Source organism: Methyloversatilis sp. XJ19-49 (genome assembly GCF_024580145.1).
Lineage (GTDB): Bacteria > Pseudomonadota > Gammaproteobacteria > Burkholderiales > Rhodocyclaceae > Methyloversatilis.
Genome location: NZ_JANINI010000003.1, coordinates 296,641 through 320,619, shown reverse-complemented (window position 1 = coordinate 320,619; position 23,979 = coordinate 296,641). Strand labels below are relative to the sequence as shown.

The following is a 23,979-nucleotide window of genomic DNA, read 5'->3' as shown; positions in this document are numbered from 1 at the left end:
CTCAGCCGGTCAGTCGGTTGGTGATGCGCAGGCGGATCGGCTGCGGCATGTCGGCGGGCGGTGCGTCGCGGAAGGCGCGCATGTCGGCCAGCGCCGCCGACAGCGCGCTGTCGGCCTTGTCGTCACCGGTGCTGTCGTCGAGCACGGCGCGCTGGATGCTGCCGTCACGGCCGAGCCACACCTTCACGACGACGCGGTAATCGATCTGCTTCACGTTGCGGTTGCGCGCGAGTTCGTCCTGGATGTGGCGCTGCAGCGCATTGGTGTAGAAGGCGTACTGCATACGGCTGGGCTTGGCCGGCGCGCCGCCTATCGTGCTGCCGACGTCACCGCCCTTGTATTCATTGGTGACGTCGCCCGACGCAAACGCGCTCGGGCCGTCTCCGGCCGCACCTTCCATCTTCAGCTGCTCGGCCTGCTGCGGCGGTGCCTCGACCGGCTTGGGCTGCTCGACCTTGACGTCCTTCTGCTCCTTCGGCTCCGGCCGCTTCTCTTCGCGCGGCGGCGGCGGTGGGGGCGGCGGCGTATCCGGAATGATGGAAATCTTCGTCACCTGACGGGTCGGTGCCGACGGCGTCGAAAACTGCGACTTCAGCCAGTAGCCGCCGTAACCCACCACCCCCATGCCGACCAGCGCCAGCAGGATGTTGCGCACACGACGGCCGGTGCTCGTACCCTCGAGGGAATCTTCAGCCAGCGCCGCCATCAGGTACCGATCCTGGACGTGATCAGGCCGACGTTCTCGATGCCCATGCGATTGACCAGATCGATCACCTCGATCACGCCGCTGTAAGGCGCACGCGCTTCACCGCGGATCATCACGCTGAACTTCGGATCACGCGCCCGCACGGCATTGAGCTGGCCTTCGAGCTGGCCCAGCGTGACACCGACGCCATTGACCATCAGCGCACCGCTTTCCATCACCTGCACGATCTTGATTTCGTGCTGCTCGGTGCTCGGCTTGTTCGACGGCTTGGGCAGCGTCATCGTCAGCCCCTGCACGCCGGCAGTCGTCATCAGGATGAACACGACCAGCAGCACGTACGCCAGGTCGAGCATCGGCGTGACGTTGATCGAGTCATACGGCTTGGCTTCGGTATTGACCTGCATTACGCGTTCCGCTCCATGCCTAGCCTGCCGCTTTCTTGGTCACCAGCCCGACTTCGGTGATGTCCAGCCGCTTGCAGATTTCCAGCACGGCCGACACCTTTTCGAAGTGCGCGGCCGCGTCGCCCTTGAGCACCACGGGCAGCGCCGGGTTGGCGCTCTTGTGCTGGGCGAGGCGGGTTTCGAGCATCGCCAGATCGACCGGGTAGGCATCGAGGAAAACGTCGCCGGCCGCCGTGATCGTGATGGCACGGGTTTGCGGTTTGGCGAGGCTGGTGATCGTTTCGGTCACCGGCGCTTCGACTTTGATGCCCTGCACCGACGCCGTGGTCATGATGATGAATACCACCAGCAGCACGTACGCCAGGTCGAGCATGGGCGTGACGTTGATTTCGTCGTACGGCTGGTTGTCGTCCTTGACGTCGGCGGACATGTCAGCGCCGCCCGGCCGCCCGAAGGCGCTGAGCAGCCCCCGTGGGGGGCAGCGAACGAAGTGAGCGTGGGGGTCGCATTTTCGCCTCTCAGCGGCCGTGCGCTTCGGCGACGCGGGTGACGAATTCGTCGACGAAGATCTGCATGTCGGCGCTGATGTTCTTGATGCGCGACGCGAGGTAGTTGTAGCCGAACAGCGCCGGAATCGCGACCGCCAGACCGGCAACCGTGGCGAGCAGTGCCGCCGCAATGCCGGGCGCGATGGCCGTGACATTCACGTCGCCGGCCGCCGCGATGGCGGCGAACACGATCATCACGCCGACCACGGTACCGAGCAGGCCGAGGAAGGGGCCGCCGGAAATCGCGATGGTCAGCAACACCATGCGCGCGTTGAGCTTGTGCGATTCGCGCACCAGATCGGCATCGATGGCGGCCTTGATCGCGTCCATCGACGCACCGGTCAGCCCGGCCGCTTCGCCCTGGCTATCAAAGCGCTTGCGTATTTCACGCAGGCCGGCGCCATACAGGCGGAACAGCGACGAGTCGCCATATGTTTCACCCTTGTCGAGCAGCAGGAAGTCATTGGCTGCCGTACGGAAGCGATTGATGAAGCCGCGGTTCGCCTTGTCGATGCGCGTCACCTGCATCGCCTTGTCCACCATGACCCAGGCGCTGATCAGAAACATGACGCCGAGGATGATGATGACGACCCAGGCATCCACCGTCAGATTGTCCACCAGCACGGCGAAATGGCTGTGACCGCCTTCGGATTCGGCCACCTCCTCACGCACCGCGACGAAGGTCGCGTCGGCACCCTGCCCCAGTGCGGCCAGCTTGATCCAGTCCGGGCCGCGCACCGTGTTCGCAAGTTGCAGTTCGTCCAGCTCACCGGTGTAGCCGTCGCCGATGACGACTTCGGCCTGCTCCGCTGTCAGCGCAACGTCGGCACTGCCGGCTGGCTGGCCATTTACATAGAGGGTGGCCTTGCCGCCGCCCACCGTTGCCGCGACGTGCTGCCACACGCCCGGCTGCAGCGTGCCGCCGGCCAGACGGGTGGCGCCGATGTTCAGTGCCAGCGCAGTGTCTTCGATCTTCACGGTCAGTGCGCCCTGGCCGTACAGCGTCGCCTGCTGCGGCAACGCAGCCGGCTTGATCCAGGCCGACATCGTCCAGGCGCCGCCGGCGGTCGTCGCCAGCGGCGCGGCGGCCGCGACCGTGATGGGCGTTCCACCGAAAATGGCGGCGTCGCCAAGCAGCGCAGCCTTCTGCATCTGCACGGCACCCTGCGCCACCAGCGCGCTGGCCGAAGAATCGGCCAGCGGTGCGGTTTCCGAAAAATGCCACACGCCGACCGTCGAGGCGTCATACGTCGCCTTGCTGTCCTGCGCGCCGCCGACGGCTGCATTGCCGAAGTAGGCATACAACGTGGCCGGCGCGTCGCCGGCGGCGATCAGTGGGACCTGCACCCACACCACAGCCAGTTCGTTCAGCGCGTCATAGCGTTCGATGTGGTGCTTCAGCACCGTCTTGTCGTCTGCCGTGACAAAACGGATGTCCGAGCCGTCGTCCTTTGCGGCAAGAAAGTCGAAATTCCCGCTGTGCAGGCGGATTGCCACCGGAATCGAATTCTGCGGTGCCGTGATCGGTACGCCCGCAGCGCTGGTATCCAGCGTGACAATTCGGCGCGCGGTCCACGCTTCGTCCCACCAGGCGTTGGCAAAAGAGGGGATAAGCGCCGCGAAGGCGCCGAGAGCAATCAGGGTTTTCATGGCAGGCGGGGATAAGTTTCAGCGCCGATTGTCGGGGCGGAACATGTCCATGCCGTGACATGAAATATGGACATTGATAGTCCGATCGGACTATCAGGAGCATCAATTCCTGCTGCGCCGCATCACGGCTGGCGCAGCCGCTTCGCTTCGCGTGAAAGGAGAAGCGGGCCGATGACAGCCCGCGAGAAGATGCGCCATTGCGACGGTTGCGCTGCACACCGGATCGCCCCTTGGCGATCCGGTGTTGCAGTCCGCATCAGATGGCGGAGTGGTCTGCAGGCGCCTGCGCGCTGCGCACCGGCGCTGCGCGCTCCGTCGTGAAGCCGCGCAGCACGCCCGGCTCATAGATCGACTCGTGGTTGATCACGAGACCGTCGAACGACTTGCCCGCCGGTGCCTGACTCAGCGCACGCAGATAGGCCGGGTCATACGTCGACTCGTGCGCCAGCACGTCGCGGGTCTCGGCACGCCCGCCCAGCGCTCCCTTGTCCGACAGGCTGCTCAGGTAGCCGGGTTCGTAGATGGATTCATGGGGGGTCGTGCTGCCGGCAAACGAGGCGGAAGAAACGGTCAGGCCGGCAAACATCAGGACAGCGATCATCTTGTTCATGGCAAAGCTCCTTTGAGGTTGGGTAGGCAGTCGCCCGGTTTCGGGTTGAGCGGTGTGCTCTCGACGCCTTCCTCTCAGCAGCTTGCGTGCCAGTTGCGGACAATAATTTTTATTTATTTAAAAACAATGACTTGATACATTAAAATCTTTATGCCTTGAAATTTCACGGGCGCATTCTTCCGCGAAATCCCGCGGATCCGCGATATGTCGCGGATCCGCGGCGGTGCTCAGTTGCCGGAGCGTCCATCGTGGGAGCGGCGAGGTGTTGTGGGAGCGGCGAGGTGTTGTGGGAGCGGTGAGGTGTTGTGGGAGCGGCGGCCTCGCCGCGATCAGTGCAGCGATGATCGTTGATCGACGCGCAGATCGCGGCGAGGCCGCCGCTCCCACAGGGCCGCTCCCACAGGGCCGCTCCCACAGGGGCCACTCCCTCATGGCCGCTCATACTGGGGCTGGCACTGTGGCGGATTCCAGCCGAAGGCCCCGGCCAGCCGCCCGAACGCTTCTCCCGGATCGCATTGCAGCGTGATCGGATCACCGCTGACCGGATGCCGCAACTGCATGTGTATACAGGCGAGCATCAACCGGCTCACGCCCCAGGCGGACGCAAAATAGCGGTTGTGCACGCCCTTGCCATGGGTCGAATCGCCGATCACCGGGTGGGCAATGTGATTCATGTGGCGACGGATCTGGTGCGTGCGGCCGGTCAGCGGCAGCGCTTCGACCAGCGCGTAGCGGCTGCTCGGGTAGCGATCGACCATGACCGGCAGCTCGACTGTCGCCAGCCGTCGGTAGCGGGTCAGCGCCGGCTGCACCTCGATGGGTTCGGCACCCTCGCGCGCCGCGCGCGGGTCGATCGCGTCGATCACGCGACGCAGCGGATGGTCGATCACGCCCGCCTCCGACGGATGGCCGCGCACCAGCACGAGGTAGCGCTTGTCGGGCGTGTGCTGCGCGAACTGGTCTGCCAGAGCATGCGCCGACACGGCGTCGAGTGCGAACACGAGTACGCCGGAGGTGCCTCGGTCCAGCCGATGCACCGGCCACACGCGTTGGCCGATCTGGTCGCGCAGCCGCTGCACCGCAAATTCGGTTTCGTGCCGGTCCAGCGCGGTGCGGTGCACCAGAAGACCGGACGGCTTGTTGATCGCGACCATGACTTCGTCGCGATAGATGATTTCAAGCGGAATGTCGGGCAGGGAAACAGTCACGGACAAGTCGGTTCGGATCGTCGGAGAAGCGGCGCATCTTCGCATGCGATTGCACTGCAGCATCGATTGAGGAGAGCGGGCGTGCGAGCGGTGCTAGATTGAAGTTGTGACTTCCTAATGCTTCACCTGCCAGGAGGACTGCCATGAACGACGTAGACGTCAATCAGTACATCGTCGATCTGACCAATCACTCGAACCGGCTGCGTCTCGAGTCGGCCGTGCCGGGCCGCCAGATGAAGGTGGTGCTGCGCCACGCCCGGGATGCGTCCCAGCCGGCCATCCATGGCGCCGGTCTGGTCAGCGCTGACAAGAAGGTGTTTTCGATCGATGTCGTCACGCCGGCGGGCGTACACCGGCTTTCGCACAACTGGCCTGAACTGAGCGCCGAGCTGGCGAATTTTTCGGAAGTCGATTGAGCCGCCACCGACTGGACCACATGCGGTTGCGCCGCACTCGTCCGGCCCATCGCTGACGGCGCAACCGCCGCGACTCAGGACTTCGAATCTGGCGCGGACCGGAGCCCGACCGGCAAGCCGAGCGCGCGCCAGCCATCGAGACCCAGCTTTTCCAGCGTGTCGATGTTGCGCTCGTAGATGCTTTCCGCTTCCGGGAAAGCGTCGACCGCGCGCGTGACACTGGCTTCGCGCAGCAGGTGGATGGTCGGGAACGGCGCCCGGTTGGTGAAGTTGCCGATGTCATCCGGCTCGGTGTCGGCGAACTGCCAAAGCGGATGGAAGGCAGCGACCTGCAGCACGCCTTCATGTCCATGCTCGGTCACCGCGTCGTCGACCAGATCGAGCACGTCGTTGAAGTCGAGAAAATCCTCGAGCAGCGAGGCATGCATGATCAGGGTGGTGTCGGTCTGCTGCGGATCGGCGGCGGCCAGAAATTCGATCTCGCGGTCGATATCCTCCAGATAGCCGTCGAGATGTGTCGCTTCGCTGACCACGTAGCGTACCTGTTCCTTCACATACACCGCCTTGGCGAACGGACACAGGTTGAGGCCGATCACGGCCTTCTCCAGCCAGTCGCGCGTCGCGGCAATCACTTCATCTTTCGTCATGCGGCGAAACCTTCGGTCAGGAATTGTTCGATCTGAGCGGTCTGCGCGGTGTCCATGAACATCGGCGCATGTCCGACGCCGGCGATTTCGAGCGTGCGGGCTTTGGGTCCGCGTGCAGCCATCTGCGCCAGCGTGTCGCGCGTCAGCAGATCCGATTCGGCGCCGCGTACGCACAGCGTCGGGCAGCGGATGGCCTCGTATAGATTCCACAGTTCGATATCGCCGAGAAACAGCATGGCCTGCATCGGCTTGGCGATGTCGGGGTCATAACCCATTTCGAAGCCACCATCGGTGATCGGGCGCGTCGAATGCACGGTGAGGTGGCGCCACTGCGCGTCGGTCAGCGGCCCGAACGGCGCGCTGACCGTACGGATGTACCGGTCAGCCTCGTCCAGGCTGGCGAACTTCGGCGCCTTGCCGACGTACTCCGCGATGCGCCGCAGGCTCACCGAGGTGACCACCGGCCCGACGTCGTTCAGCACCATGCGGGTGATCGGCGACTGCGGCAGCGCGGCGAGCGCCATGCCGATCAGGCCGCCCATTGAGGTGCCGAACCAATGCACCTCTTCGACGCCGAGGCGGGCAATCAACGTCACCATGTCGCCGACGTACTGCGGCACGCCGTAATTCGCAGCGTCCGGCAGCCAGTCGCTGCGACCGCGTCCGACCACGTCCGGGCACACGACGCGGTAGTGCCGGGCGAGCTGCTGCGCGAGGAAGTCGAAGTCGCGCCCGACCCGGGTCAGTCCATGCACGCACAACAGCACGCGCGGATTCGCCGGGTCGCCCCATTCCGCATAGGCCATGTGATGCAGCCCTTTCGGATTGGCGCACTGCACGCGGTGCAGACGCGGCTGCGCGTCGCGTGGTGCAGGCGGCGCACCGCCGAACCATGCCCGCAATCTGTCGATGACACCAGTCGCCATTGATCAAGCCCTGTTGGAAAAAGCATCTGCGGTGATTCACGATGGGCGCTGCGGGCGGCAACGGATCTGATTAATGTGGGAGCGGCGGCCTCGCCGCGATACGCACTCTGCACAACGATGGTCGCGGCACCATCGCGGCGTGGCCGCCGCTCCCACAAGGTCCAGTCCCACAGAGCCGCTCCCAGAGAGGCCGCTCCCGCAGGGGCTGTCCCCACCAACCCACTTCGTTCATCGAGCAACCGCCTGCTGCCCGAAAACCCGATTGTGCCAGTAGCGCGCGTCGATCTCGCGACTCACGCGGCGCTCGATGCCGACGGCGGCGAAATCGAAGGCCACGGCGCCATGGGCGTCACTGCGCCACTGCACCGTGCCCTGGTCCGCATACCGTTGCTGCACTTTCGGATGCGGGTGATTGAAGCGGTTGCGGTAGCCCACGGCATGCACGACGTCGCTGGCGTCGACCGCCTCCACGAAGGCTTCCGTCGACGACGTGCGGCTGCCGTGATGCGGGCTCACCAGCAGATCGGCAGCCAGCGGCGCAGCCGCCTCAAGCAGCGCCGCTTCACCGTCGGCCAGCACATCGCCGGTGATCAGTGCCGACCCGTGGGCGGTGTCGATGCGCAACACGCACGACAGCGCGTTGCTGCTGCGCGCGCCAAGTGCAACGGCACCGGGCGGCGGATGCAGCATCGCAAAGCGCACCCCATCCACCATCCAGCGCTGGCCGGCAGCACAGTCCCGCGTGTCGGGCCGCACCAGACGCAGCCCATCGTGCGCGGAAACCGACGACAACACCTCGCCCACCGGCAGGCCGGCGAGCAACGATGCGGCGCCCCCTGAATGATCGCTGTCGGCATGGCTGACGATCAGGGTGTCGAGGCGCCGCACACCGATCGCCCGCAGATAGGGCAGCACGAGCCGCCCGCCGGCATCGGCTTCGGCGCCGTAGCGCGGGCCGGTGTCGAACAGCAGGTCATACTGCGCCGTCTGCACATGCACGGCGAGCCCCTGGCCGACGTCGAGCACGACCACATGCATGGCGCCGGCCACCGGCCGGGTGTCCTGCGTCATGAACAGCGGCAGCATCAGCGGCACGGCCAGCGCACGTCCGGGCCAGCCGCGCGGCGCCAGCAGGTTCGCCGCACCGAGCACCCCGCACGCGACCGCCCAGCCGGCCGGTGCCGCGGCATGCCACAACACCCAGTCGGGTGCGACCAGCCGCTGCACCGCCCACATCAGCACGGCGGTCAGCGCATGCGCCAGCCACAGCAGTGCATCGAGCGGCAGCACGATGGCGATCAGCACCAGCGGCGTGATGACCACGCTGACCAGCGGTATCGCGAACAGGTTGATCAGCGGCGACACCAGCGACACCTGACCGAACAGCGCCATCATCGGCGGCGCCAGGCCGAGCGTGATCGCGGCCTGTGCGCCGAGCCAGCTGCGCACCGGATGCGGCGTTCCCAGATGGCCGGCGGCCGCGTAGAACAGCAGCGCCACCGCGCCGAACGACAGCCAGAAGCCGGGGTTCATCACCGCCATCGGGTGCAGCGGCAACACGACGCACACGGCCAGCGCGAGCGCATTGAAAGGTGACGAGAAGCGCCCGGCCAGCAACGCCAGCCCGGCGACCGCCAGCATGATCAGCGTGCGCTGCGCCGGAATGCCGAAACCGGCCAGCGCGCAGTAGGCGGTGGCGGCGATCAGTCCCGCGACGATGCCGGCACGCTGCGCAGCACAGCGCAGCGCAAGCGCGGGCACCCGGCGCCAGAGAGCGGACACCAAAAGACCGGACAGCGCCGCCACCATCGTGACGTGCAGCCCGGAAATCGACACCAGATGTGTCAGGCCGGCGCGTTCGAACAGGTCCCAGTGTGCCGGCGGGATCGCCCGCTGGTCGCCGATCGCCAGCGCGATCAGCACGCCGGCCCATTGCCACGCCGGCTCCTCGGCCAGCGCGTCGTCGTGCATCACCGCCGTGAAACGCGACCGCACCGCGTCGCGTCGCGCATCGATCCATGCCGTGAGCCCGCCCGCCCGAACGGCGATCAGCCGCTGCGCCTGTCGTCCTTCGCCGCCGGCACGCACATGACCGGTCGCGCCGATGCCGCGTTCGAACAGCCAGGCTTCGTAGTCGAACCCGTGCGGATTCATGTTGCCGTGCGGTCGCTTCAGGCGTACCCGAAGCTGCCAGCGGCTGCCGGCCTGCAGCGGCGGCGCCGCTCCGGATGCCGGCGAATCCGCGTCGCGACCGTCGTACCAGGTGAGGGCGATGCGCCGTGGCACGCCGGACGGTGCCTGCTCGACCGCAAGATCGAAGCGCTGGCCCCTTTCCACCCGCTGCGGCAGCCCCGCGATCACGCCAGTCAGGTCGATATCCTGCCCTTCGAGCGCGTGCGACAGACGGTCGGCCAGCGCAACATGCCCTGTTGCGCTGGCCCACACGAAGGCGGCCAGTGCAACCGAGACGCAGAGGGCGCTGTCGGATGCAGCGCGCGTGAGTCGGGTCGAAGCACACAGCACCAGCAGCAGCGCAAGGGCCGACAGGCCAAAGAGCGTGACAGGCGCGGGCAACTCGGCCTGCTGCTGAGCGAGCCATGTACCGGCAACGAGCGACAGCGCGACGGGTGTGATCATGACGAACGATTATCCCGTTGCGCGTCCCGGAAGTCATTCGAACCACACCATTGCCATGCCGTCACGACGGCAGCGGATAATCCGCTCCGATGAAAAAGATCTTCCGGAAGTACATCCCCGACACCGAAACCCTGCGCCGCAATCGCTGGCTGGCACCCTTCGCCGACTGGCTCGGCCATCCCAGGCTTTGGCACCTGAACCGACACAGCTGTGCCGGCGGCGTGGCAGCCGGGCTTTTCGCGGGGCTGATTCCAGGGCCGCTGCAGATGCTGTTTGCCGCCGGGCTGGCGGTGCTGCTGCGTGTGAACCTGCCACTGTCGATGGCGGTCACCTTCTACAGCAACCCGCTGACCATCGTGCCGCTGTATGCCTTGGCCTGGGGCTATGGTCGGTTGGTGATGCCGCTGCTGGGGCTGACAATGCCACCCGGCGCGAGCTTCCACGCACCGCATATCCCCGAAGGTGCCGGATTCGGTGGCTGGATACGCGCCCTGTTCGACTGGGCGATGGCCCTGGGCGAGCCATTGCTGATCGGCTTGCCGCTGCTGGCGGTGACGCTGGCCGCGGTCGGTTACGTCACGGTGCTGGGCCTGTGGCGCTGGCACCTGTTGCGCAGCTGGCGCGCGCGGGCGCAGCGGCGCAAGACGTAGAATCGACGCGGCGCGACAGCCCCTGTGGGTGGGTCTACTGTGGGTAAAGCTACTGTGGGAGGCGCTAATGTGGGAGCGGCGGCCTCGCCGCGATCCGCACGCTGATCATCGACCAGCGCAGCGCTGATCGCGGCGAGGCCGCCGCTCCCACAGGGGCCGGTGCCGATCGCGGCAGGCGCCCAGTACCGCCGCCTTGCACCTTGCATCTTGCACCTTGCGTCTTGAATCCGCCTAAAGCCGGCCGTCGACCAGCCGCACGATGCGGTCCGCCCGTGCGGCGAGCCGTTCGTCGTGGGTGACGATGACGAAGCTGGTGCCGCGCGTGCGGCTCAGCGTCAGCATCAGGTCGAATACCCCGTCAGCGGTCTTGCTGTCGAGATTGCCGGTCGGCTCGTCGGCCAGCACGCAGGCCGGCTGGGTGACCAGGGCGCGCGCAATGGCCACGCGCTGGCGTTCGCCGCCGGACATTTCGCCCGGCTGATGCTCCACCCGGTGCGCCAGCCCGACTTCGGCCAGCATGGCAGCCGCGGCTTCGCGCGCCTGCAGCCGTGACTGGCGGCGGATCATCAGCGGCATCGCGACATTGTCGAGCGCGGAGAATTCGGCCAGCAGATGATGGAACTGGTAGACAAAGCCCAGCGAGCGGTTGCGCAGCGCACCGCGCGCCGCCTCACCCAGCGTCGAATACTGCTGGCCGAGCAGCGACACGCTGCCCGCACTGGGCGTATCGAGCCCGCCCAGCAGGTGCAGCAAGGTGCTCTTGCCCGATCCGCTGGCGCCGACGATGGCCACACGCTCGCCGCGCAGCACCGCCAGATCGACACCGGACAGCACCGGCACCTCGACCTTGCCCTGATGGAACACCTTGGTCAGCCCCTCGCACTTCAGCACGATGTCACTCATAGCGCAGCGCCTCCGCCGGCTGCACGCGCGACGCGCGCCAGCTCGGGTACAGCGTCGCAGCCAGCGTCAGCAGGCCGCCGATGACGGTCACCGTCAGCACGTCGGACCACAGGATTTCAGACGGCAGCTCGGGAATGAAATACACCTCGGCCGACCACAGCGACACGCCTGCGATGGCTTCGATGGCCGGCACGACCACGTCGAGGTTGGACGCCAGCGCGACACCGCCGGCCACGCCGAGCAGCAGGCCGCCGCCGCCGATGATCGCGCCCTGCACGATGAACACCGCCATCATGCTGGCCGGGCTGGCACCCAGCGTGCGCAGGATGGCGATGTCCGCCTGCTTGTCGGTCACCACCATGATGAGCATGGACACGATGTTGAACGCCGCGACGGCGACGATGAGCATCAGGATGATGAACATCATGTTCTTCTCGATCGCGATGGCGCGGAAGAAATTGGCGTGCTGGCGCGTCCAGTCGCCAACCAGCAGACCGTCGCCTGACATCTGCGCGTGCAGATCGCGCGCCACGCGCGGCGCGTCGAACAGGTCGCCCAGCTTGAGCCGCACGCCCGACACGCGGTCTTCCATCCGGTACAGCGTCTGCGCGTCCTGCATGTGGATCAGCGCCAGACTGGCGTCGTACTCGAAATGCCCGGCCTCGAACACGCCGACCACGGTGAATTGCTTCAGCCGGGGCAGCACCGCCGCCGGCGTCACCAGACCCTGCGGCGCAATCAGCGTCACCTTTTCGCCGACCTGAACGCGCAATGCGCGCGCCAGTTCGATGCCCAGCACCACGCCGAACCCGCCCGGCTGCAGGTCGGCGAGATGGCCGGCGCGCATGTGCTGGCTGAAATCGGCGACGCCATCTTCGGCCGCCGGCAGCACGCCGCGCACCATGGCACCGCGCACCGTCTGGTCGAAGCTCAGCATGGCCTGCTCGTTGACGTAGGGCGCTGCGGCCTTCACGTCGGTGTTCTGCAGCGCGCGCTCGGCCACCTGCTGCCAGTCGGTCAGTTCGTTGTCGTAGCCGGTGATCTGTACGTGTGACGCCACGCCGAGGATGCGGGTGCGCAACTCCTTCTGGAATCCGTTCATCACCGACAGCACCGTGATCAGCGCTGCAATGCCCAGCGCCAGACCGAGCGTGGAAATCAGGGAAATGAAGGAAATGAAGCCGTTGCGCCGTTTCGCCCGCACATAGCGCAGGCCGAGCAGGATTTCATAGTTCATGGGGCAGGCATGGTACNGCGATCGTGCGGGCGCAGATGGAAGGCGCCGACGCGGCACAGCAGCCACTGCGCCGGCTGTTCGCGCGCACTCTTTCCGATGCCGGCGGCAAGCAGTGAGGTTTTTGTGGGAGTGGCGGCCTCGCCGCGATCGGCACCGGCCCTGTGGGAGCGGCGGCCTCGCCGCGATCAGTGCTGCGATGGTCGCAGTGCAACGTGCACATGTGGGAGCGGCGATCCACTGCTGGCCCTGCAGGGCCAGCAGTGGATCGCCGCTCCCACATGTGCACGTTGCACTGCGACCATCGCAGCACTGATCGCGGCGAGGCCGCCGCTCCCACAGGGCCGGTGCCGATCGCGGCGAGGCCGCCACTCCCACAAAAACCTCACTGCTTGCCGCCGGCATCGGAAAGAGTGCGCGCGAACAGCCGGCGCAGTGGCTGCTGTGCCGCGTCGGCGCCTTCCATCTGCGCCCGCACGATCGCGCCTTCGATGGCCAGCAGCAGGTCGGCTGCGACTTCGCCGGGCTGCGGCAGACCGGCTTCGGCACACGCGCGCTCGATGCGCGCGGCCAGCGCGCGCTTGTGCATCACGGTCATCGCCGGCGCGTCGGGTCCGGCTTCGGCGTGACCGTTGATGAAGGCACAGCCACGAAAGCCGGGCGCGCGGAACCAGTCATCGAGTGCGCCAGGCAGCGCAGCTAGCCAGTCGCGCGGCGAGCTCAGCTTGCCGAGCCGACCTTCCAGCCAGGCCATCCAGCGCGCATGGCGCAGGTCGAGATAGGCGTCGATCAACGCCTGCTTGGACGGAAAGTGACGGTAGAAGGACATCTTGGCCACACCCGACTCGGCGATGATGCGGTCGATGCCGGTGGCGCGCAGGCCTTGCCGGTAGAACAGTCGGTAGGCCGTTTCAAGCACGCGGGTGCGCGCGTCATGCTCCGGCAGCGGGCCGGAGCCGGCGAGGTCGTCGAGGGTGAAGGTCATGCGCCATGTTGACAGACAGACCTGTCTTGTTCAAGGATGTAGACAGACCTGTATCACCTTCTCTGCCTCATCTTCCTGTTGACCCTGCCTGATGGAGCCCGACATGACCGACGCCCCCCGCCCGCCGCTGCCACCCTTCACCGCCGACACCGCCGCACAGAAGGTGCGCGCCGCCGAAGACGGCTGGAACAATCGCGACCCGCACAAGGTTTCGCTCGCCTATACGCCGGACAGTCGCTGGCGCAACCGCTCGGAATTCATCAACGGACGCGCCGGAATCGTCGATTTCCTGACCCGCAAGTGGGCGAAGGAACATGAGTACCGGCTGATCAAGGAGCTGTGGTGTACCGGCGGCAACCGCATCGCGGTGCGTTTCGCCTACGAATGGCACGACGCCGACGGCCAGTGGTTCCGTTCCTACGGCAACGAGAACTGGGAATTCGACGAACGTGGCCTGATGGCACGCCGCCACGCCAGCATCAACGATCTGCCGATCAGCGAGGCCGATCGGCTGTTCCGCTGGCCGCAGGGCCGCCGACCGGACGACCACCCGGGGCTGGGCGAACTCGGGCTCTGATGCTGCGCTGACTTTTCGTCACCGTCTTCTCGTCACCGCTTTTTCGTCCTCTCGCCGACCTGACGGTGGCGCGCCCGGGCCGCCGTCAGGGATACTGCACGCCTCCGTCAATACGCCGCCCTCTCCCATGTCCAGCCTGCTTTTCCAGCCCTATGCCCTCGGCCCGCTGCAGCTCCCGAACCGCATCGTCATCGCACCGATGTGCCAGTACTCGGCGCAGGACGGCTGCGCCACCGACTGGCATCTGATGCATCTGGGCCAGCTGGCGCTGTCCGGCGCCGGCCTGCTGATCATCGAAGCGTCGGCGGTCGAGCCGGAAGGCCGCATTTCCGCGCAGGACCTCGGCCTGTGGTCCGACGCCAACGAAGCGGCGCTGGCGCGCGTGCTCAAGGCGGTGCGCGCGCATTCGAACATGCCGATCGCGATCCAGATCGGTCACGCCGGGCGCAAGGCGTCGGTCGCACGGCCATGGGAAGGGGGCGCGCAGATCGCGCCCTCGGCCGGAGGCTGGCAGACCGTTGCGCCGTCGGCACAGCCGCATGCGCCGGGCGAACACCCGCCGGTCGCCCTCGATGCCGCAGGCCTTGAGCGCATCCGCACAGCGTTCGCCGACACCGCCCGCCGCGCGGCGCGGCTCGGACTGGATGCGATCGAAGTGCATGCCGCGCACGGGTATCTGCTGCACCAGTTCCTGACCCCACTGGCCAACGCACGCAGCGACGAATACGGCGGTTCGCTCGACAACCGCATGCGCTTTCCGCTCGAAGTGTTCGACGCCGTGCGTGCCGCCTTTCCGGCCGACAAGCCGGTCGGCGTGCGCATCTCCGCCAGCGACTGGGTGGACGGCGGCTGGGATGTCGATCAGAGCGTCGTCTTCACGCAGGCGCTGAAGGCGCGCGGCGCGGCGTACATCCACGTGTCGAGCGGTGGCGCCTCGCCGCTGCAGCAGATTCCGGCGGTGCCCGGCTATCAGGTCGCGTTCGCCGAACGCATCAAGCGCGACGGCGGCCTGTCGACCATCGCGGTCGGCCTGATCACCGAAGCGGAACAGGCCGAAGCCATCCTGGCCAGCGGTCAGGCCGATCTGGTCGCACTCGCCCGCGCCATGCTGTACGAGCCGCGCTGGCCCTGGCACGCAGCCGCGGAACTGGGTGCGCAGGTCGATGCCGCCCCGCAGTACCTGCGCTGCCAGCCGAGGGAATTCAAGGCGCTGTTCCGCTGAAGGTGTGAAGGCGGGCGGCGGGAAGGCTGCCGTCTCGCTGCAGGTCGCGTGCCGTGGGAGTTGTCTCTGTGGGAGCGGCGATCCACTGCTGGCCCTGCATGGCCAGCCGGCTCTGCGGGCGGCGAGCAGTGCTCGCCGACCCCCCCGCTCCGCCCTCGCCGCGATATGCACTTCGCACCTCGATGGCCACGGCACTGATCGCGACGGGGCCGTCGCTCCCACAGCCTCTGCGCTTGAGGGCTCGCCGTGGTGTCCGGGCGCGCTGCTCTTGTGGGAGCGGCGCCCTCGCCGCGATACGCACTCTGCACAACGATGGTCGCGGCACGATCGCGGCGGGGCCGCCGCTCCCACAGGGTCGGTGCCAATCTCAGCGAGGGCGCCACTCCCCCCTGCGGGCGTGCGCTTCAGCTCAGTAACCGCGTTCCCGGCGCAGCACGAACGCGCTGGCCATGACGAGTGTCAGCGCGAGCCAGGCGAGTGCCTGCGGATTGCGCCAGTCGGCGAGCCAGGCGACGGCACTGCCGATCACCGCGACGGCGGCAAACAGCTTGCCTTCCGGCAGATGGGGCAAAGGCGCCAGCCGCGCGACGGCGGCGGCCAGACCCCACTGCACCGCCGGCAGCAGGAACAGCAGGAAGGGGAAATCGCGGTAGCGGCCGTCGACGGCCAGCAGCAGACCGCTGAACGCAAGTCCGAACAGCAGCACCCGGGCCGCAAGGCGCACCGCCTCGCCGGGGCGACCGTGCAGCGTCCAGGGCAACGCGGCCCACATCAGCCAGCCAGCCGCCGCGACCGCGCCCATGGCGGCCCATTCGAGCGGGCTGCGACAGGCCAGCGCGAGATATTCGAACTGCAGCGGTGCGATGACACCGGCCAGCACGCCCGACACGGCGAACGCGACCGTCGCGGCCGGCCGGCGCACGCGGCCCAGCGTCGACAACACGAGCGCCAGCGCCAGACCTGCCGCACCGGCGACCAGCGGCTGCGGCCCATCGACCCGCGCAGCCAGCGGCCCCTGCCAGGCAAACTTGGCCTGGCCGTCCGTATCGAGCAGGCCCCAGAAGCCACCCACCGTGCCCTCCAGCCGGCGTTTCCACGGCTGGTCGAAAGCTTCGATCAGGTTGTATTGCCAGCCGTGCGTCTGCGCGACAATGACGAATTCGCGCAGGTAGCGCGCCTGTTCGAGCACGCCGGGGCGTGCGCCTTCGCGCTGCTTGCCCACGCTGGGCCAGCCGGTTTCGCCGATCAGCAGCGGCTTGTCGAAGGCGGCGTCGACCGTCTTCATCACCTCTTCCACATGGGCAATGGCGCGGTCGATCGGCTGCGGCTCGTCTTCCCAGTAGGGCAGCACATGCACGGTGACGAAGTCGACCGACTGCGCGAGGTCCTTGTTCTTCAGCCAGAACTCCCACACATCGGCGTAGGTGACCGGCACATTCGTCGCGGCCTGCGCGCGTTCGATGTAGGAACGCATGGCGTCCGGCGTCTGTTCGCGGCGCAGCAGCACCTCGTTGCCGACGATCAGGCCGCGCACGACGTCCGGATGCCGGTTTGCCAGTTCGATGGCCTGCGCCAGTTCGCGGTCGTTCTTCAGTTTGTCGCCGCCTATCCAGGCGCCCAGCAGCACCTTCAGGCCGTGCTTGCCGGCCAGTTCGGGCACATGGTGCAGGCCCTGGTCGACCGAATACAGCCGCACGCAGCCGGAAACTTCCGCGAGGCGCGCCAGATCGGCGTCTATCCGCTCGCGCGTGACCTGGAAGTCCGGCTGCAGCGGCGATTCACCCGGGCGGTAATACGGCGCGTATGACACGCACTGCAGCGGGCCCGCATCCGTCGGCACGTCGGCCAGCGGCTGCGCTTCATTGCGCTGCCACAGCCATACCGCCAGCAGCACGAGGACGAGGACATGGACGAGCGCAAAGCGCACCCAGCGCGGCGCAGAACGGTTCATGCGTTCAGTGACCGGTCACGCGGCCTGGGCCTGCGCTGGCAGTGGCTCGGCTTTTTCCGGCAACTGGGCGATGAACTGGCAGCCCACGGCGGCGAGGTAAGGCAGCGATTGCAGACCCAGCATCGTCACCCAAAGCACGACTTCGATGTTCTGCGTACCGCGCAGCACGATCATGGCCCAGGCGGCGGCGATCAGCGCCAGCAGCAGATAAGTTTCCTCGCGGATCGGCTGAAAGAACTGGGCCAGGCCGCTTTCGCCCCTGCCTTTGGCGGTGCGCAGAAACACGCCACGCTTGTGCGTCAGACCGGCGATGACGCCGCGCGCGATCGAATGCGACAGGCCGAGGCTGACCAGCGACGCACCCGCAATATCAGCCCACGGACAGTCCATCGCGCGCCGGTAAAGGATCGGGCCCATCGCCGCCTTGGCGACCAGCAGACCGAGCACCGGCGCCAGCATGATGGTGACCGGCAGCGAAAACAGCTTGGGCCAGATCAGCATGGCCGCTGTCCAGGCGATGGCGCCCATCGCGAACACCAGTTGCAGCGCGTCGCCGAACCACGAAAACCAGCCGGTGATGAAGTGATAGCGCTGCCCGCTGTCGAGCTTGCTGTGACCGAACAGCGAACGCCAGTGGCCCTTCAGGATCTGCATTGCGCCGAACGCCCAGCGGAAGCGCTGCGACTTCAGCGCAGCAAAGCTGGCCGGCGTCAGGCCGCGGCCGAACACGCGGTCGATATAGCGCAGTTCGTCACCGTTTTCGAGCAGGCGCAGGCCCAGCTCGGTGTCTTCGCAGATGCACCACTCCGACCAGCTGCCCGAACTTTCCAGGCGCGAACGGCGCACCAGCGTCATCGTGCCGTGCTGGATCAGCGCATTGCGCTCGTGGCGATGATGCATGCCGATGCGGAAGAAGCCTTCGAATTCCCAGTTGCACATGCGCCGGAACGGGTGACGTTCCCATTCCCGGTGCGCCTGCGGCGCCTGCACGACAGCGACCTTTTCATCGTGGAAGTGCGGAATCAATGCGCTGAGCCAGTCCGGCGTAACCACGTAATCGGCATCGACCACACCGACCACGGTGGCCCGCGGGTCGGTCTGCTTCAGGCCGAAATTCAGCGCGCCGGCCTTGAAACCCGGCCACGGCGACAGATGGAAGAAGCGGAAGCGCGGGCCCAGTTCGGCCATGCGCGCCTCGACCGGCTTCCACAGCGCCTCATCCTTTGTGTTGTTGTCGATCACCAGCACCTCGAAGTTCTGGTAATCCATGGCTGCCAGACTGTCGATGGTGGCAATCACCATTTCCGGCGGCTCGTTGCAGCAGGCCAGATGCACAGACACGAAAGGTTGCTGTTCGGGCGGCAGCGGCGCAGCCGCCTTGTAGGCGCGGCGCCAGCGCGCCTTGAAGAACACCTCGGCAAATTCGAAACCATTGGTCAGCAGCACGCCCGCGGTCAGCATGACGCCGAACACCAGGCCGATCAGCGCCGTGAGATCGCGCAGCGTGAAGTAATAATCCGCCGGCAGCCGGGCCGAAATGACGATGGCGGTGACGCAGGCCTGCACCAGCACGCACATCCACAGCAGGCCGAACATGCTCATGCCGCGCTGCGCGAGGCACAGCAGCAGCATCGGCACCAGCGCAAACACGGTGGCCACGACAGCGTCGTCGATCCAGCCGCTGTTGCGGTCCACGCTGCCTTCGAGCGGGAACTTCAACTGACGGTCGGCGTTGAACATGCCCCAGTAGGCACCGGCCCAGCCTTCGATCTCGATCTTCCACGGCTGGTCGTAGGCTTCGATCAGGAAGTAGTCGAGGTTCTTGCACAGCGAGCGGTACAGGAACTCACGGACGAAGCGCGCCTGGTTCTCTTCCGACGCCACCGCGGCCTGGATGGTAGGTCCCTTGCTCGGCCAGCCGATTTCGCCGATCAAAATGGCCCTGCCGGGAAAGGCATCCAGCAGTTCCTGATAGCGCGCCATCGCGTAATCGACCGCCTTGTCCGCCGGCACACCCTCGTGATAGGGCAGCAGGTGAACGGCCAGGTAGTCAACGTGGTTGGCCAGTTCGGGGTTTTTCAGCCAGACATGCCAGGGCTCGGCGGTGGATACCGGCAGATCGGTCGCCTCGCGCACCTCGTCCAGGTACTCGATCATTTCGGGAATCGTCACGTCGGCGCGCAGAAGCGACTCGTTGCCCACCATCAGCCGGTCGATGTTGCCATGCAGACGCGCGTCCGCCAGCAGCGCGCCGATCTCCCGCCGGTTGCGCACCTTGTCGGTATCGATCCACGCACCCGCCGTGACCTTCAGGTCGTTCTGGCCGGCCAGATCCGACACTTCCGGGTTTTCGGTCGAGTTGTAGGTACGGATGCGGTGGGCGATGCCACCCAGTTGCGACAGGTCCTGCGCAATCTCTTCGTACGACGGGTAGATTCCGCGCAGCGGCGTCTGGTCACGGCGGTAGGGGCTGTAAGAAAATCCGTCGATGTAGTCGAGCGGTTCGACCACGCTGACCGGCCGGTTCATCACCGCCCACAGGCCGAAGTGGATGGCGGCAACGCCGCCCGCCACGAACAGCGCCATCAGTATCCGGGCGAACGAAATATGTCTTTTCATGCGCGGTGTGCGACCGCGCCATGAAGCGTCGGACGCGGAATTTCCGGTAAGGTTGGGGTCTGCACAACGTTGTTCTGACGCGTCGTACATGTCTGCGAACGACCCGTTGTTGCAGCGCGGCGATGCTAACACAGCGAAAATCCCTTGCCCTGTGGCGACGGACTCCGCCTACACTCCTGCGCCCATGAACCGACACCTGTTCCACCGCAATACGCCCGTCACCGGCCTGATCGTCGCCTTCACCGCAGCCGTCGCGGCCAGTGCGACGCTGCGTTACGGGCTGATGGAATCCGATGTGCTGCACGGCCTGTGCGCGGCGGCGAGCGACGACTGGCGCTGCGCTGCAAGGCGCTACGCGCCGCAGCTGTTCATCGACCAGCGCATCGGCTGGCTTGCGCTGGCGGCCGGCGCACTGGCCATGGCGACCCGGATCCCCATGCTGGCGGCAGTGGCTGTGGTCAGTGGCGGCGCCGGCCTGATCCTGTACAGCGCCGACTACGCCGCGGCAGGACTGCTGCTTGGCCTGATCGCGCTGGCGTCGACCCGGTCACGCCGCAGCCACGCGCACTGACGGCGCAGTGCAATTGTTAACAGCGCGTAAACCGGCTGTGTGGATTTGTCCGCTTTGCATGCGGGCGGCCGGCAAGCCGCTAAGCTTGCGTGCATGAACACCGCCAATCCCAAGCCGCGCATCCTGGTCGTCGATGATGACCCTGAGCTGCGCGAGCTGCTGCGCGACTATCTGGGCAAGCAGGACATGGACGTGCGCACCGTGGCTGACGGCCCGGGCCTGCGCGCCGCACTCGCCCACGAAGCGTGCGACCTGCTGATTCTCGACGTGATGCTGCCCGGTGACGACGGGCTCGCGCTGTGCCGCGAAATCCGCGCGAAATCGCGCCTGCCCATCCTGATGCTGACCGCGCGAGGCGACGAGCTCGATCGCATCATCGGTCTCGAAATGGGCGCTGACGACTACCTGCCCAAGCCTTTTCACCCGCGCGAACTGCTGGCACGTGTGCGCAGCATCCTGCGCCGCGCGCCGGAACATCCGGACGGTGACGGCAATGTGCGCACGTTGAAATTTGCCGGCTGGACGCTCGATCTGGGCGCACGCCACCTGGTGGACGCCCAGGGCGTCGTGACGCCGCTGTCGAGCGGCGAATTCCGCATGCTGAACGCGCTGGCCGAAAGCCCAAACCGCGTGCTGTCGCGCGACCAGCTGATGGACGTGCTGGCCGGTCGCAGCGCCGGTCCGTTCGATCGCACGGTGGATGTGATGATCAGCCGGCTGCGCCGCCGGCTCGGCGACGACGGGCGCGAGCCGCGCATCATCCGCACGCTGCGCAGCGAAGGCTATGTGCTGTCGGTGCCGGTGGAGAAACACGTTTGAGCGCTTTCTTTTCGCGCCTGATGCCGCGCACGCTGTTCGGCCAGATCCTGCTGACCTTGCTCGGCGGACTGCTGGTGGCCAATGGCATCGGCCTCTGGCTGGTGGTGGACGACCGCGTGCGTCTGTCGCGTCAGGTGCGCAGCGAATATGCGGCGACGCGGGTGGCCGAATCGATCGCGCTGATCAACGAAACCGCGCCGGCCGGACGGGACCGCCTGGTGCGACTGCTGGAAAGTCCGAGCACGGCGCTGTCGCTCGACGAACCCTGGTACGACGACGCACGGCCGGTGGACGAGGACTTCGAGGCGTTCGCCAACAAGGTGGATGAGCGCATTGCGGGACGGCATGCGCATCAGGTGATCACGCTGGAACGTCCGAAAGCGCCAACCGGCGCAACGGCCGCTGACGCGCTGCCGCTGCGCCCGCCTCTCCCGCCCCCGCCGGCCCTGGCCCGGCTGTTCGCCAAGCCGCATCCGCACAATGTGTCGACCCAGGCGCGGCTGAACGACGGAACGGTGCTCACCTTCCGTTATTCGCCGCCACTCGCGGTGGCCGAGCGACCGCTGCGCATCATCGGCAGCCTGCTGCTGGTGGCCATCGTCGTCAGCCTGCTGTCGATCTGGGTGGTGCGCCGGCTGACCCGGCCGCTCGACATGTTCGCGCGCGCCGCCGAAGGGCTGGCGCGCGACCTCGAACAGGCGCCGCTCGGCGAATCCGGTCCGCGTGAAGTCGCCGGCGCCGCCCGCGCCTTCAACAGCATGCAGCGCGCGCTGCGCACGCTGATCCACACCCGGGCGCAGGCGCTGGCGGGCGTGTCGCACGACCTTCGGCTACCGATCACGCGCGTGCGCCTGCGTCTCGAACAATTGCCCGAAGGCCCGGTACGCGACGCCATCGAGCGCGATCTGGCCGACATGGAAACGCTGATCGACGACACACTGGCCTTCCTGCGCGCCGGCGACAGTTCGGAAGCGGCCGCGCCGACCCGGCTCGACGCGCTGGTCGAGGGCGTGGCCGACGACATCGCCGCACTGGGCGCCGATATCGAGGTGAGCGGCAGCGTGGCGCAGCCGGTCATCGTGCGGCCGTCCATCACGCGCCGCTGCCTCGCCAATCTTATGGACAACGCGCGCCGCTACGGTGGCGGCAAGATCCGCGTCACCTTATCGGGCAATGCCACCGAAGCGCGGGTCGACATCGACGACGACGGCCCGGGCATTCCCGACGGCGAACGCGAGAGGGTATTCGAACCCTATGTGCGGCTGGAGGCGTCGCGCGCCCGCCACACCGGCGGCAGCGGCCTGGGGCTCGCCATCGCCCGCGCCGTGGCCCGCGCGCAAGGTGGCGACATCACCCTGAGCCGGCGACCCGAAGGCGGGCTACGCGCGAGCCTGGTGTTGCCGATCGCGTCCTGAAGCCGCCAAGGCGCTGTGCCCCCGTAGGAGCAGTCCTTGCGGGAGCGGCTATTGTGGGAGCGGCGCAGGTTTTGTGGGAGCGGCGGCCTCGCCGCGATACGCACTCTGCTCAACGATGATCGCTGCACGATCGCGGCGAGGCCGCCGCTCCCACAAGGCCGCTCCCACAGGGCCGGTGCCAATCGCGGCGGGGCCGCCGCTCCCACAGACCGCCACTCTCCCACAGACCGCCCCGTGCCCACAGGGGACGCTCCAGGAGAATCTGCGCGCAGTCGATCGGCCGCTACTTGCGCGCCTGCAGTGCCTCGACCGCGGGCGGGTACTTCTGGTCGGCTGAGCTGCGCAACCAGCGCAGCGATTCGTCGCTGTTGCGTGACTGACCGGCGCCGGTTTCAAGCATGACCGACAGCGCGTATTGCGCTTCGGCTTCACCCTTTTCTGCGGCGACGCGGAACAGCCGTGCGGCTTCGGCCAGATCACGCGGCACGCCGCGGCCCGATTCGTAGGCCCAGGCGAGCCGGGTCACGCCGCGCGGGTCGCCCGCATCGGCCAGCGTTCTGTACTGCAGCACCGCATCGCCATGCCGGCCGTCGGCTTCCAGCTTGCGCGCGTCAGCCAGCGCGCGATCGGCAGCACTGCCGCCCGGCGCATCGCCGGACAGTGCGGCGAGCTGGGTCACCGCTTCCTGATCGCCGCCGTCGGCAGCGACCTTCAGCCAGCGCCGCGCGCCATCGGGGTCAGGCGCGCCGAGCTTGCTGGTCTGCAGCAGCAGGCCGAGGCGCAGCGCTGCGTTGCGGCTGCCGGCCAGCGCCCCCTGTTCGTAACGGTGGCGCGCCTGCTGCGGGTCGCGCGGCTCGCCCAGCCCGTCTTCGGCCAGGATGCCCAGATTGAACCAGGCCTCGCCGCTGCCGCGCTCGGCCAGTACGGACCAGATGCGTTTGGCGTCGTCGTAATGCGCCATCTTGAATTCCGCGTAGCCCTTGTAGAGGCCCCACGAGGGCTTGCGGATGGCTTCGTCGATGTCCGCTTCGGTCAGCGCAAACGCCGATATCGGCAGCAGACCCAGAGCCACGGCGGCATGAAGCAGGAAGCGCGGTCGAAAGCGTTGGATGGTCATGATGCAGGTTCTCCGCGGTGGTCAGCCCGGCCGCACCGACAGGATGTGGCAGCGGTTTTCGGGTATGTCATGTTTCCTTGACAGCTTAACGCACGAAGGAGTTTCCCTTCGACGTCGGATTTCGATCCGGCCGACGTGTGCTAGCGTCGCGAACCATCGCTTCA

Annotated in this window: 22 protein-coding genes; 7 read left to right on the top strand and 15 right to left on the bottom strand. The window is 67.0% G+C overall.

Annotated features, from left to right (window positions below):
* Position 1: 1 nt before the first annotated feature.
* The 6 genes from NMQ16_RS06010 to NMQ16_RS05985 form a co-directional block, all read right to left on the bottom strand.
* Complete coding sequence (locus NMQ16_RS06010) at positions 2-706, bottom strand: TonB C-terminal domain-containing protein (protein WP_257079602.1); 705 nt, start codon at positions 704-706, stop codon at positions 2-4.
* On the bottom strand, positions 706-1,110 hold the full coding sequence (locus NMQ16_RS06005; protein WP_257079601.1) for a biopolymer transporter ExbD: 405 nt from the start codon (positions 1,108-1,110) through the stop codon (positions 706-708). The genes NMQ16_RS06010 and NMQ16_RS06005 overlap by 1 nt, the downstream gene beginning before the upstream one ends.
* Positions 1,111-1,129: 19 nt before the next feature.
* The gene (locus NMQ16_RS06000; RefSeq protein ID WP_257079600.1) at positions 1,130-1,540 is read right to left on the bottom strand and encodes a biopolymer transporter ExbD; all 411 of its coding nucleotides are present in this window, start codon (positions 1,538-1,540) and stop codon (positions 1,130-1,132) included.
* A gap of 88 nt (positions 1,541-1,628) precedes the next feature.
* Entirely contained in the window at positions 1,629-3,308 is a 1,680-nt protein-coding gene (locus NMQ16_RS05995) for a DUF2341 domain-containing protein (RefSeq protein WP_257079599.1), read from the bottom strand.
* Positions 3,309-3,564: 256 nt separating this feature from the next.
* Positions 3,565-3,918 (bottom strand): hypothetical protein, encoded by a 354-nt coding sequence (locus NMQ16_RS05990; RefSeq protein WP_257079598.1) that lies wholly within the window; start codon positions 3,916-3,918, stop codon positions 3,565-3,567.
* A gap of 428 nt (positions 3,919-4,346) precedes the next feature.
* Entirely contained in the window at positions 4,347-5,126 is a 780-nt protein-coding gene (locus tag NMQ16_RS05985; protein ID WP_257079597.1) for a pseudouridine synthase, read from the bottom strand.
* A 143-nt stretch (positions 5,127-5,269) separates the two neighbouring features.
* Here NMQ16_RS05985 and NMQ16_RS05980 point away from each other — a divergent pair, with 143 nt between their 5' ends.
* A complete protein-coding gene (locus tag NMQ16_RS05980; protein ID WP_257079596.1) occupies positions 5,270-5,542 on the top strand; it encodes a hypothetical protein in 273 nt (90 codons plus the stop codon).
* 74 nt (positions 5,543-5,616) lie between these two features.
* Here the strand turns inward: NMQ16_RS05980 and NMQ16_RS05975 are convergent, their stop codons facing one another.
* From NMQ16_RS05975 to NMQ16_RS05965, 3 genes are all read right to left on the bottom strand, one after another.
* Positions 5,617-6,189 carry a DUF1415 domain-containing protein gene (locus NMQ16_RS05975; RefSeq protein ID WP_257079595.1) on the bottom strand — a complete coding sequence of 191 codons (573 nt, stop codon included), beginning with the start codon at positions 6,187-6,189 and terminating at the stop codon, positions 5,617-5,619.
* Entirely contained in the window at positions 6,186-7,115 is a 930-nt protein-coding gene (locus NMQ16_RS05970) for an alpha/beta fold hydrolase (protein ID WP_257079594.1), read from the bottom strand. Before NMQ16_RS05970 ends, NMQ16_RS05975 begins: the two co-directional genes overlap by 4 nt.
* A gap of 228 nt (positions 7,116-7,343) precedes the next feature.
* A complete protein-coding gene (locus tag NMQ16_RS05965) occupies positions 7,344-9,752 on the bottom strand; it encodes a DNA internalization-related competence protein ComEC/Rec2 (RefSeq protein WP_257079593.1) in 2,409 nt (802 codons plus the stop codon).
* An 89-nt stretch (positions 9,753-9,841) separates the two neighbouring features.
* Between NMQ16_RS05965 and NMQ16_RS05960 the strand changes: the two genes are divergently transcribed.
* Positions 9,842-10,402, top strand: a complete 561-nt coding sequence (locus NMQ16_RS05960) for a DUF2062 domain-containing protein (RefSeq protein ID WP_257079592.1) — start codon at positions 9,842-9,844, stop codon at positions 10,400-10,402.
* Between the two features lie 231 nt (positions 10,403-10,633).
* Here the strand turns inward: NMQ16_RS05960 and lolD are convergent, their stop codons facing one another.
* The 3 genes from lolD to NMQ16_RS05945 form a co-directional block, all read right to left on the bottom strand.
* Complete coding sequence (gene lolD, locus NMQ16_RS05955) at positions 10,634-11,305, bottom strand: lipoprotein-releasing ABC transporter ATP-binding protein LolD (RefSeq protein ID WP_257079591.1); 672 nt, start codon at positions 11,303-11,305, stop codon at positions 10,634-10,636.
* Positions 11,298-12,542: a lipoprotein-releasing ABC transporter permease subunit gene (locus NMQ16_RS05950; RefSeq protein ID WP_257079590.1), complete on the bottom strand. Its 1,245-nt coding sequence runs from the start codon at positions 12,540-12,542 to the stop codon at positions 11,298-11,300. Before NMQ16_RS05950 ends, lolD begins: the two co-directional genes overlap by 8 nt.
* A gap of 382 nt (positions 12,543-12,924) precedes the next feature.
* Positions 12,925-13,524 (bottom strand): TetR/AcrR family transcriptional regulator, encoded by a 600-nt coding sequence (locus NMQ16_RS05945; protein WP_257079589.1) that lies wholly within the window; start codon positions 13,522-13,524, stop codon positions 12,925-12,927.
* A 103-nt stretch (positions 13,525-13,627) separates the two neighbouring features.
* Here NMQ16_RS05945 and NMQ16_RS05940 point away from each other — a divergent pair, with 103 nt between their 5' ends.
* Both NMQ16_RS05940 and NMQ16_RS05935 read left to right on the top strand, forming a co-directional pair.
* Entirely contained in the window at positions 13,628-14,101 is a 474-nt protein-coding gene (locus NMQ16_RS05940) for a nuclear transport factor 2 family protein (RefSeq protein ID WP_257079588.1), read from the top strand.
* A 127-nt stretch (positions 14,102-14,228) separates the two neighbouring features.
* A complete protein-coding gene (locus tag NMQ16_RS05935) occupies positions 14,229-15,323 on the top strand; it encodes an NADH:flavin oxidoreductase/NADH oxidase (protein ID WP_257079587.1) in 1,095 nt (364 codons plus the stop codon).
* Positions 15,324-15,732: 409 nt separating this feature from the next.
* Here NMQ16_RS05935 and NMQ16_RS05930 read toward each other — a convergent pair whose 3' ends face one another.
* Both NMQ16_RS05930 and NMQ16_RS05925 read right to left on the bottom strand, forming a co-directional pair.
* Positions 15,733-17,274 (bottom strand): glucan 1,3-beta-glucosidase, encoded by a 1,542-nt coding sequence (locus NMQ16_RS05930; RefSeq protein ID WP_257079586.1) that lies wholly within the window; start codon positions 17,272-17,274, stop codon positions 15,733-15,735.
* A 15-nt stretch (positions 17,275-17,289) separates the two neighbouring features.
* Positions 17,290-19,893: a glycosyltransferase gene (locus tag NMQ16_RS05925; RefSeq protein ID WP_257079585.1), complete on the bottom strand. Its 2,604-nt coding sequence runs from the start codon at positions 19,891-19,893 to the stop codon at positions 17,290-17,292.
* A 184-nt stretch (positions 19,894-20,077) separates the two neighbouring features.
* Here NMQ16_RS05925 and NMQ16_RS05920 point away from each other — a divergent pair, with 184 nt between their 5' ends.
* The 3 genes from NMQ16_RS05920 (at position 20,078) to NMQ16_RS05910 (ending at position 22,698) form a co-directional block, all read left to right on the top strand.
* Positions 20,078-20,464 carry a hypothetical protein gene (locus NMQ16_RS05920; protein WP_257079584.1) on the top strand — a complete coding sequence of 129 codons (387 nt, stop codon included), beginning with the start codon at positions 20,078-20,080 and terminating at the stop codon, positions 20,462-20,464.
* Between the two features lie 93 nt (positions 20,465-20,557).
* Positions 20,558-21,283 carry a response regulator gene (locus NMQ16_RS05915; protein ID WP_257079583.1) on the top strand — a complete coding sequence of 242 codons (726 nt, stop codon included), beginning with the start codon at positions 20,558-20,560 and terminating at the stop codon, positions 21,281-21,283.
* The gene (locus tag NMQ16_RS05910; protein WP_257079582.1) at positions 21,280-22,698 is read left to right on the top strand and encodes an ATP-binding protein; all 1,419 of its coding nucleotides are present in this window, start codon (positions 21,280-21,282) and stop codon (positions 22,696-22,698) included. Before NMQ16_RS05915 ends, NMQ16_RS05910 begins: the two co-directional genes overlap by 4 nt.
* A 283-nt stretch (positions 22,699-22,981) precedes the next feature.
* On the opposite strand, the gene NMQ16_RS05905 is transcribed toward NMQ16_RS05910, so the two are convergent.
* Positions 22,982-23,815 carry a tetratricopeptide repeat protein gene (locus NMQ16_RS05905; RefSeq protein WP_257079581.1) on the bottom strand — a complete coding sequence of 278 codons (834 nt, stop codon included), beginning with the start codon at positions 23,813-23,815 and terminating at the stop codon, positions 22,982-22,984.
* Positions 23,816-23,979: the final 164 nt, after the last annotated feature.

Coding starts and splice junctions, on each gene's coding strand:
- NMQ16_RS06010 (WP_257079602.1), bottom strand. CDS start 706: ATGGCGGCGCTGGCTGAAGATTCCCTCGAGGGTACGAGCACCGGCCGT.
- NMQ16_RS06005 (WP_257079601.1), bottom strand. CDS start 1,110: ATGCAGGTCAATACCGAAGCCAAGCCGTATGACTCGATCAACGTCACG.
- NMQ16_RS06000 (WP_257079600.1), bottom strand. CDS start 1,540: ATGTCCGCCGACGTCAAGGACGACAACCAGCCGTACGACGAAATCAAC.
- NMQ16_RS05995 (WP_257079599.1), bottom strand. CDS start 3,308: ATGAAAACCCTGATTGCTCTCGGCGCCTTCGCGGCGCTTATCCCCTCT.
- NMQ16_RS05990 (WP_257079598.1), bottom strand. CDS start 3,918: ATGAACAAGATGATCGCTGTCCTGATGTTTGCCGGCCTGACCGTTTCT.
- NMQ16_RS05980 (WP_257079596.1), top strand. CDS start 5,270: ATGAACGACGTAGACGTCAATCAGTACATCGTCGATCTGACCAATCAC.
- NMQ16_RS05975 (WP_257079595.1), bottom strand. CDS start 6,189: ATGACGAAAGATGAAGTGATTGCCGCGACGCGCGACTGGCTGGAGAAG.
- NMQ16_RS05970 (WP_257079594.1), bottom strand. CDS start 7,115: ATGGCGACTGGTGTCATCGACAGATTGCGGGCATGGTTCGGCGGTGCG.
- NMQ16_RS05965 (WP_257079593.1), bottom strand. CDS start 9,752: ATGATCACACCCGTCGCGCTGTCGCTCGTTGCCGGTACATGGCTCGCT.
- NMQ16_RS05960 (WP_257079592.1), top strand. CDS start 9,842: ATGAAAAAGATCTTCCGGAAGTACATCCCCGACACCGAAACCCTGCGC.
- lolD (WP_257079591.1), bottom strand. CDS start 11,305: ATGAGTGACATCGTGCTGAAGTGCGAGGGGCTGACCAAGGTGTTCCAT.
- NMQ16_RS05950 (WP_257079590.1), bottom strand. CDS start 12,542: ATGAACTATGAAATCCTGCTCGGCCTGCGCTATGTGCGGGCGAAACGG.
- NMQ16_RS05945 (WP_257079589.1), bottom strand. CDS start 13,524: ATGACCTTCACCCTCGACGACCTCGCCGGCTCCGGCCCGCTGCCGGAG.
- NMQ16_RS05940 (WP_257079588.1), top strand. CDS start 13,628: ATGACCGACGCCCCCCGCCCGCCGCTGCCACCCTTCACCGCCGACACC.
- NMQ16_RS05935 (WP_257079587.1), top strand. CDS start 14,229: ATGTCCAGCCTGCTTTTCCAGCCCTATGCCCTCGGCCCGCTGCAGCTC.
- NMQ16_RS05930 (WP_257079586.1), bottom strand. CDS start 17,274: ATGAACCGTTCTGCGCCGCGCTGGGTGCGCTTTGCGCTCGTCCATGTC.
- NMQ16_RS05925 (WP_257079585.1), bottom strand. CDS start 19,893: ATGAAAAGACATATTTCGTTCGCCCGGATACTGATGGCGCTGTTCGTG.
- NMQ16_RS05920 (WP_257079584.1), top strand. CDS start 20,078: ATGAACCGACACCTGTTCCACCGCAATACGCCCGTCACCGGCCTGATC.
- NMQ16_RS05915 (WP_257079583.1), top strand. CDS start 20,558: ATGAACACCGCCAATCCCAAGCCGCGCATCCTGGTCGTCGATGATGAC.
- NMQ16_RS05905 (WP_257079581.1), bottom strand. CDS start 23,815: ATGACCATCCAACGCTTTCGACCGCGCTTCCTGCTTCATGCCGCCGTG.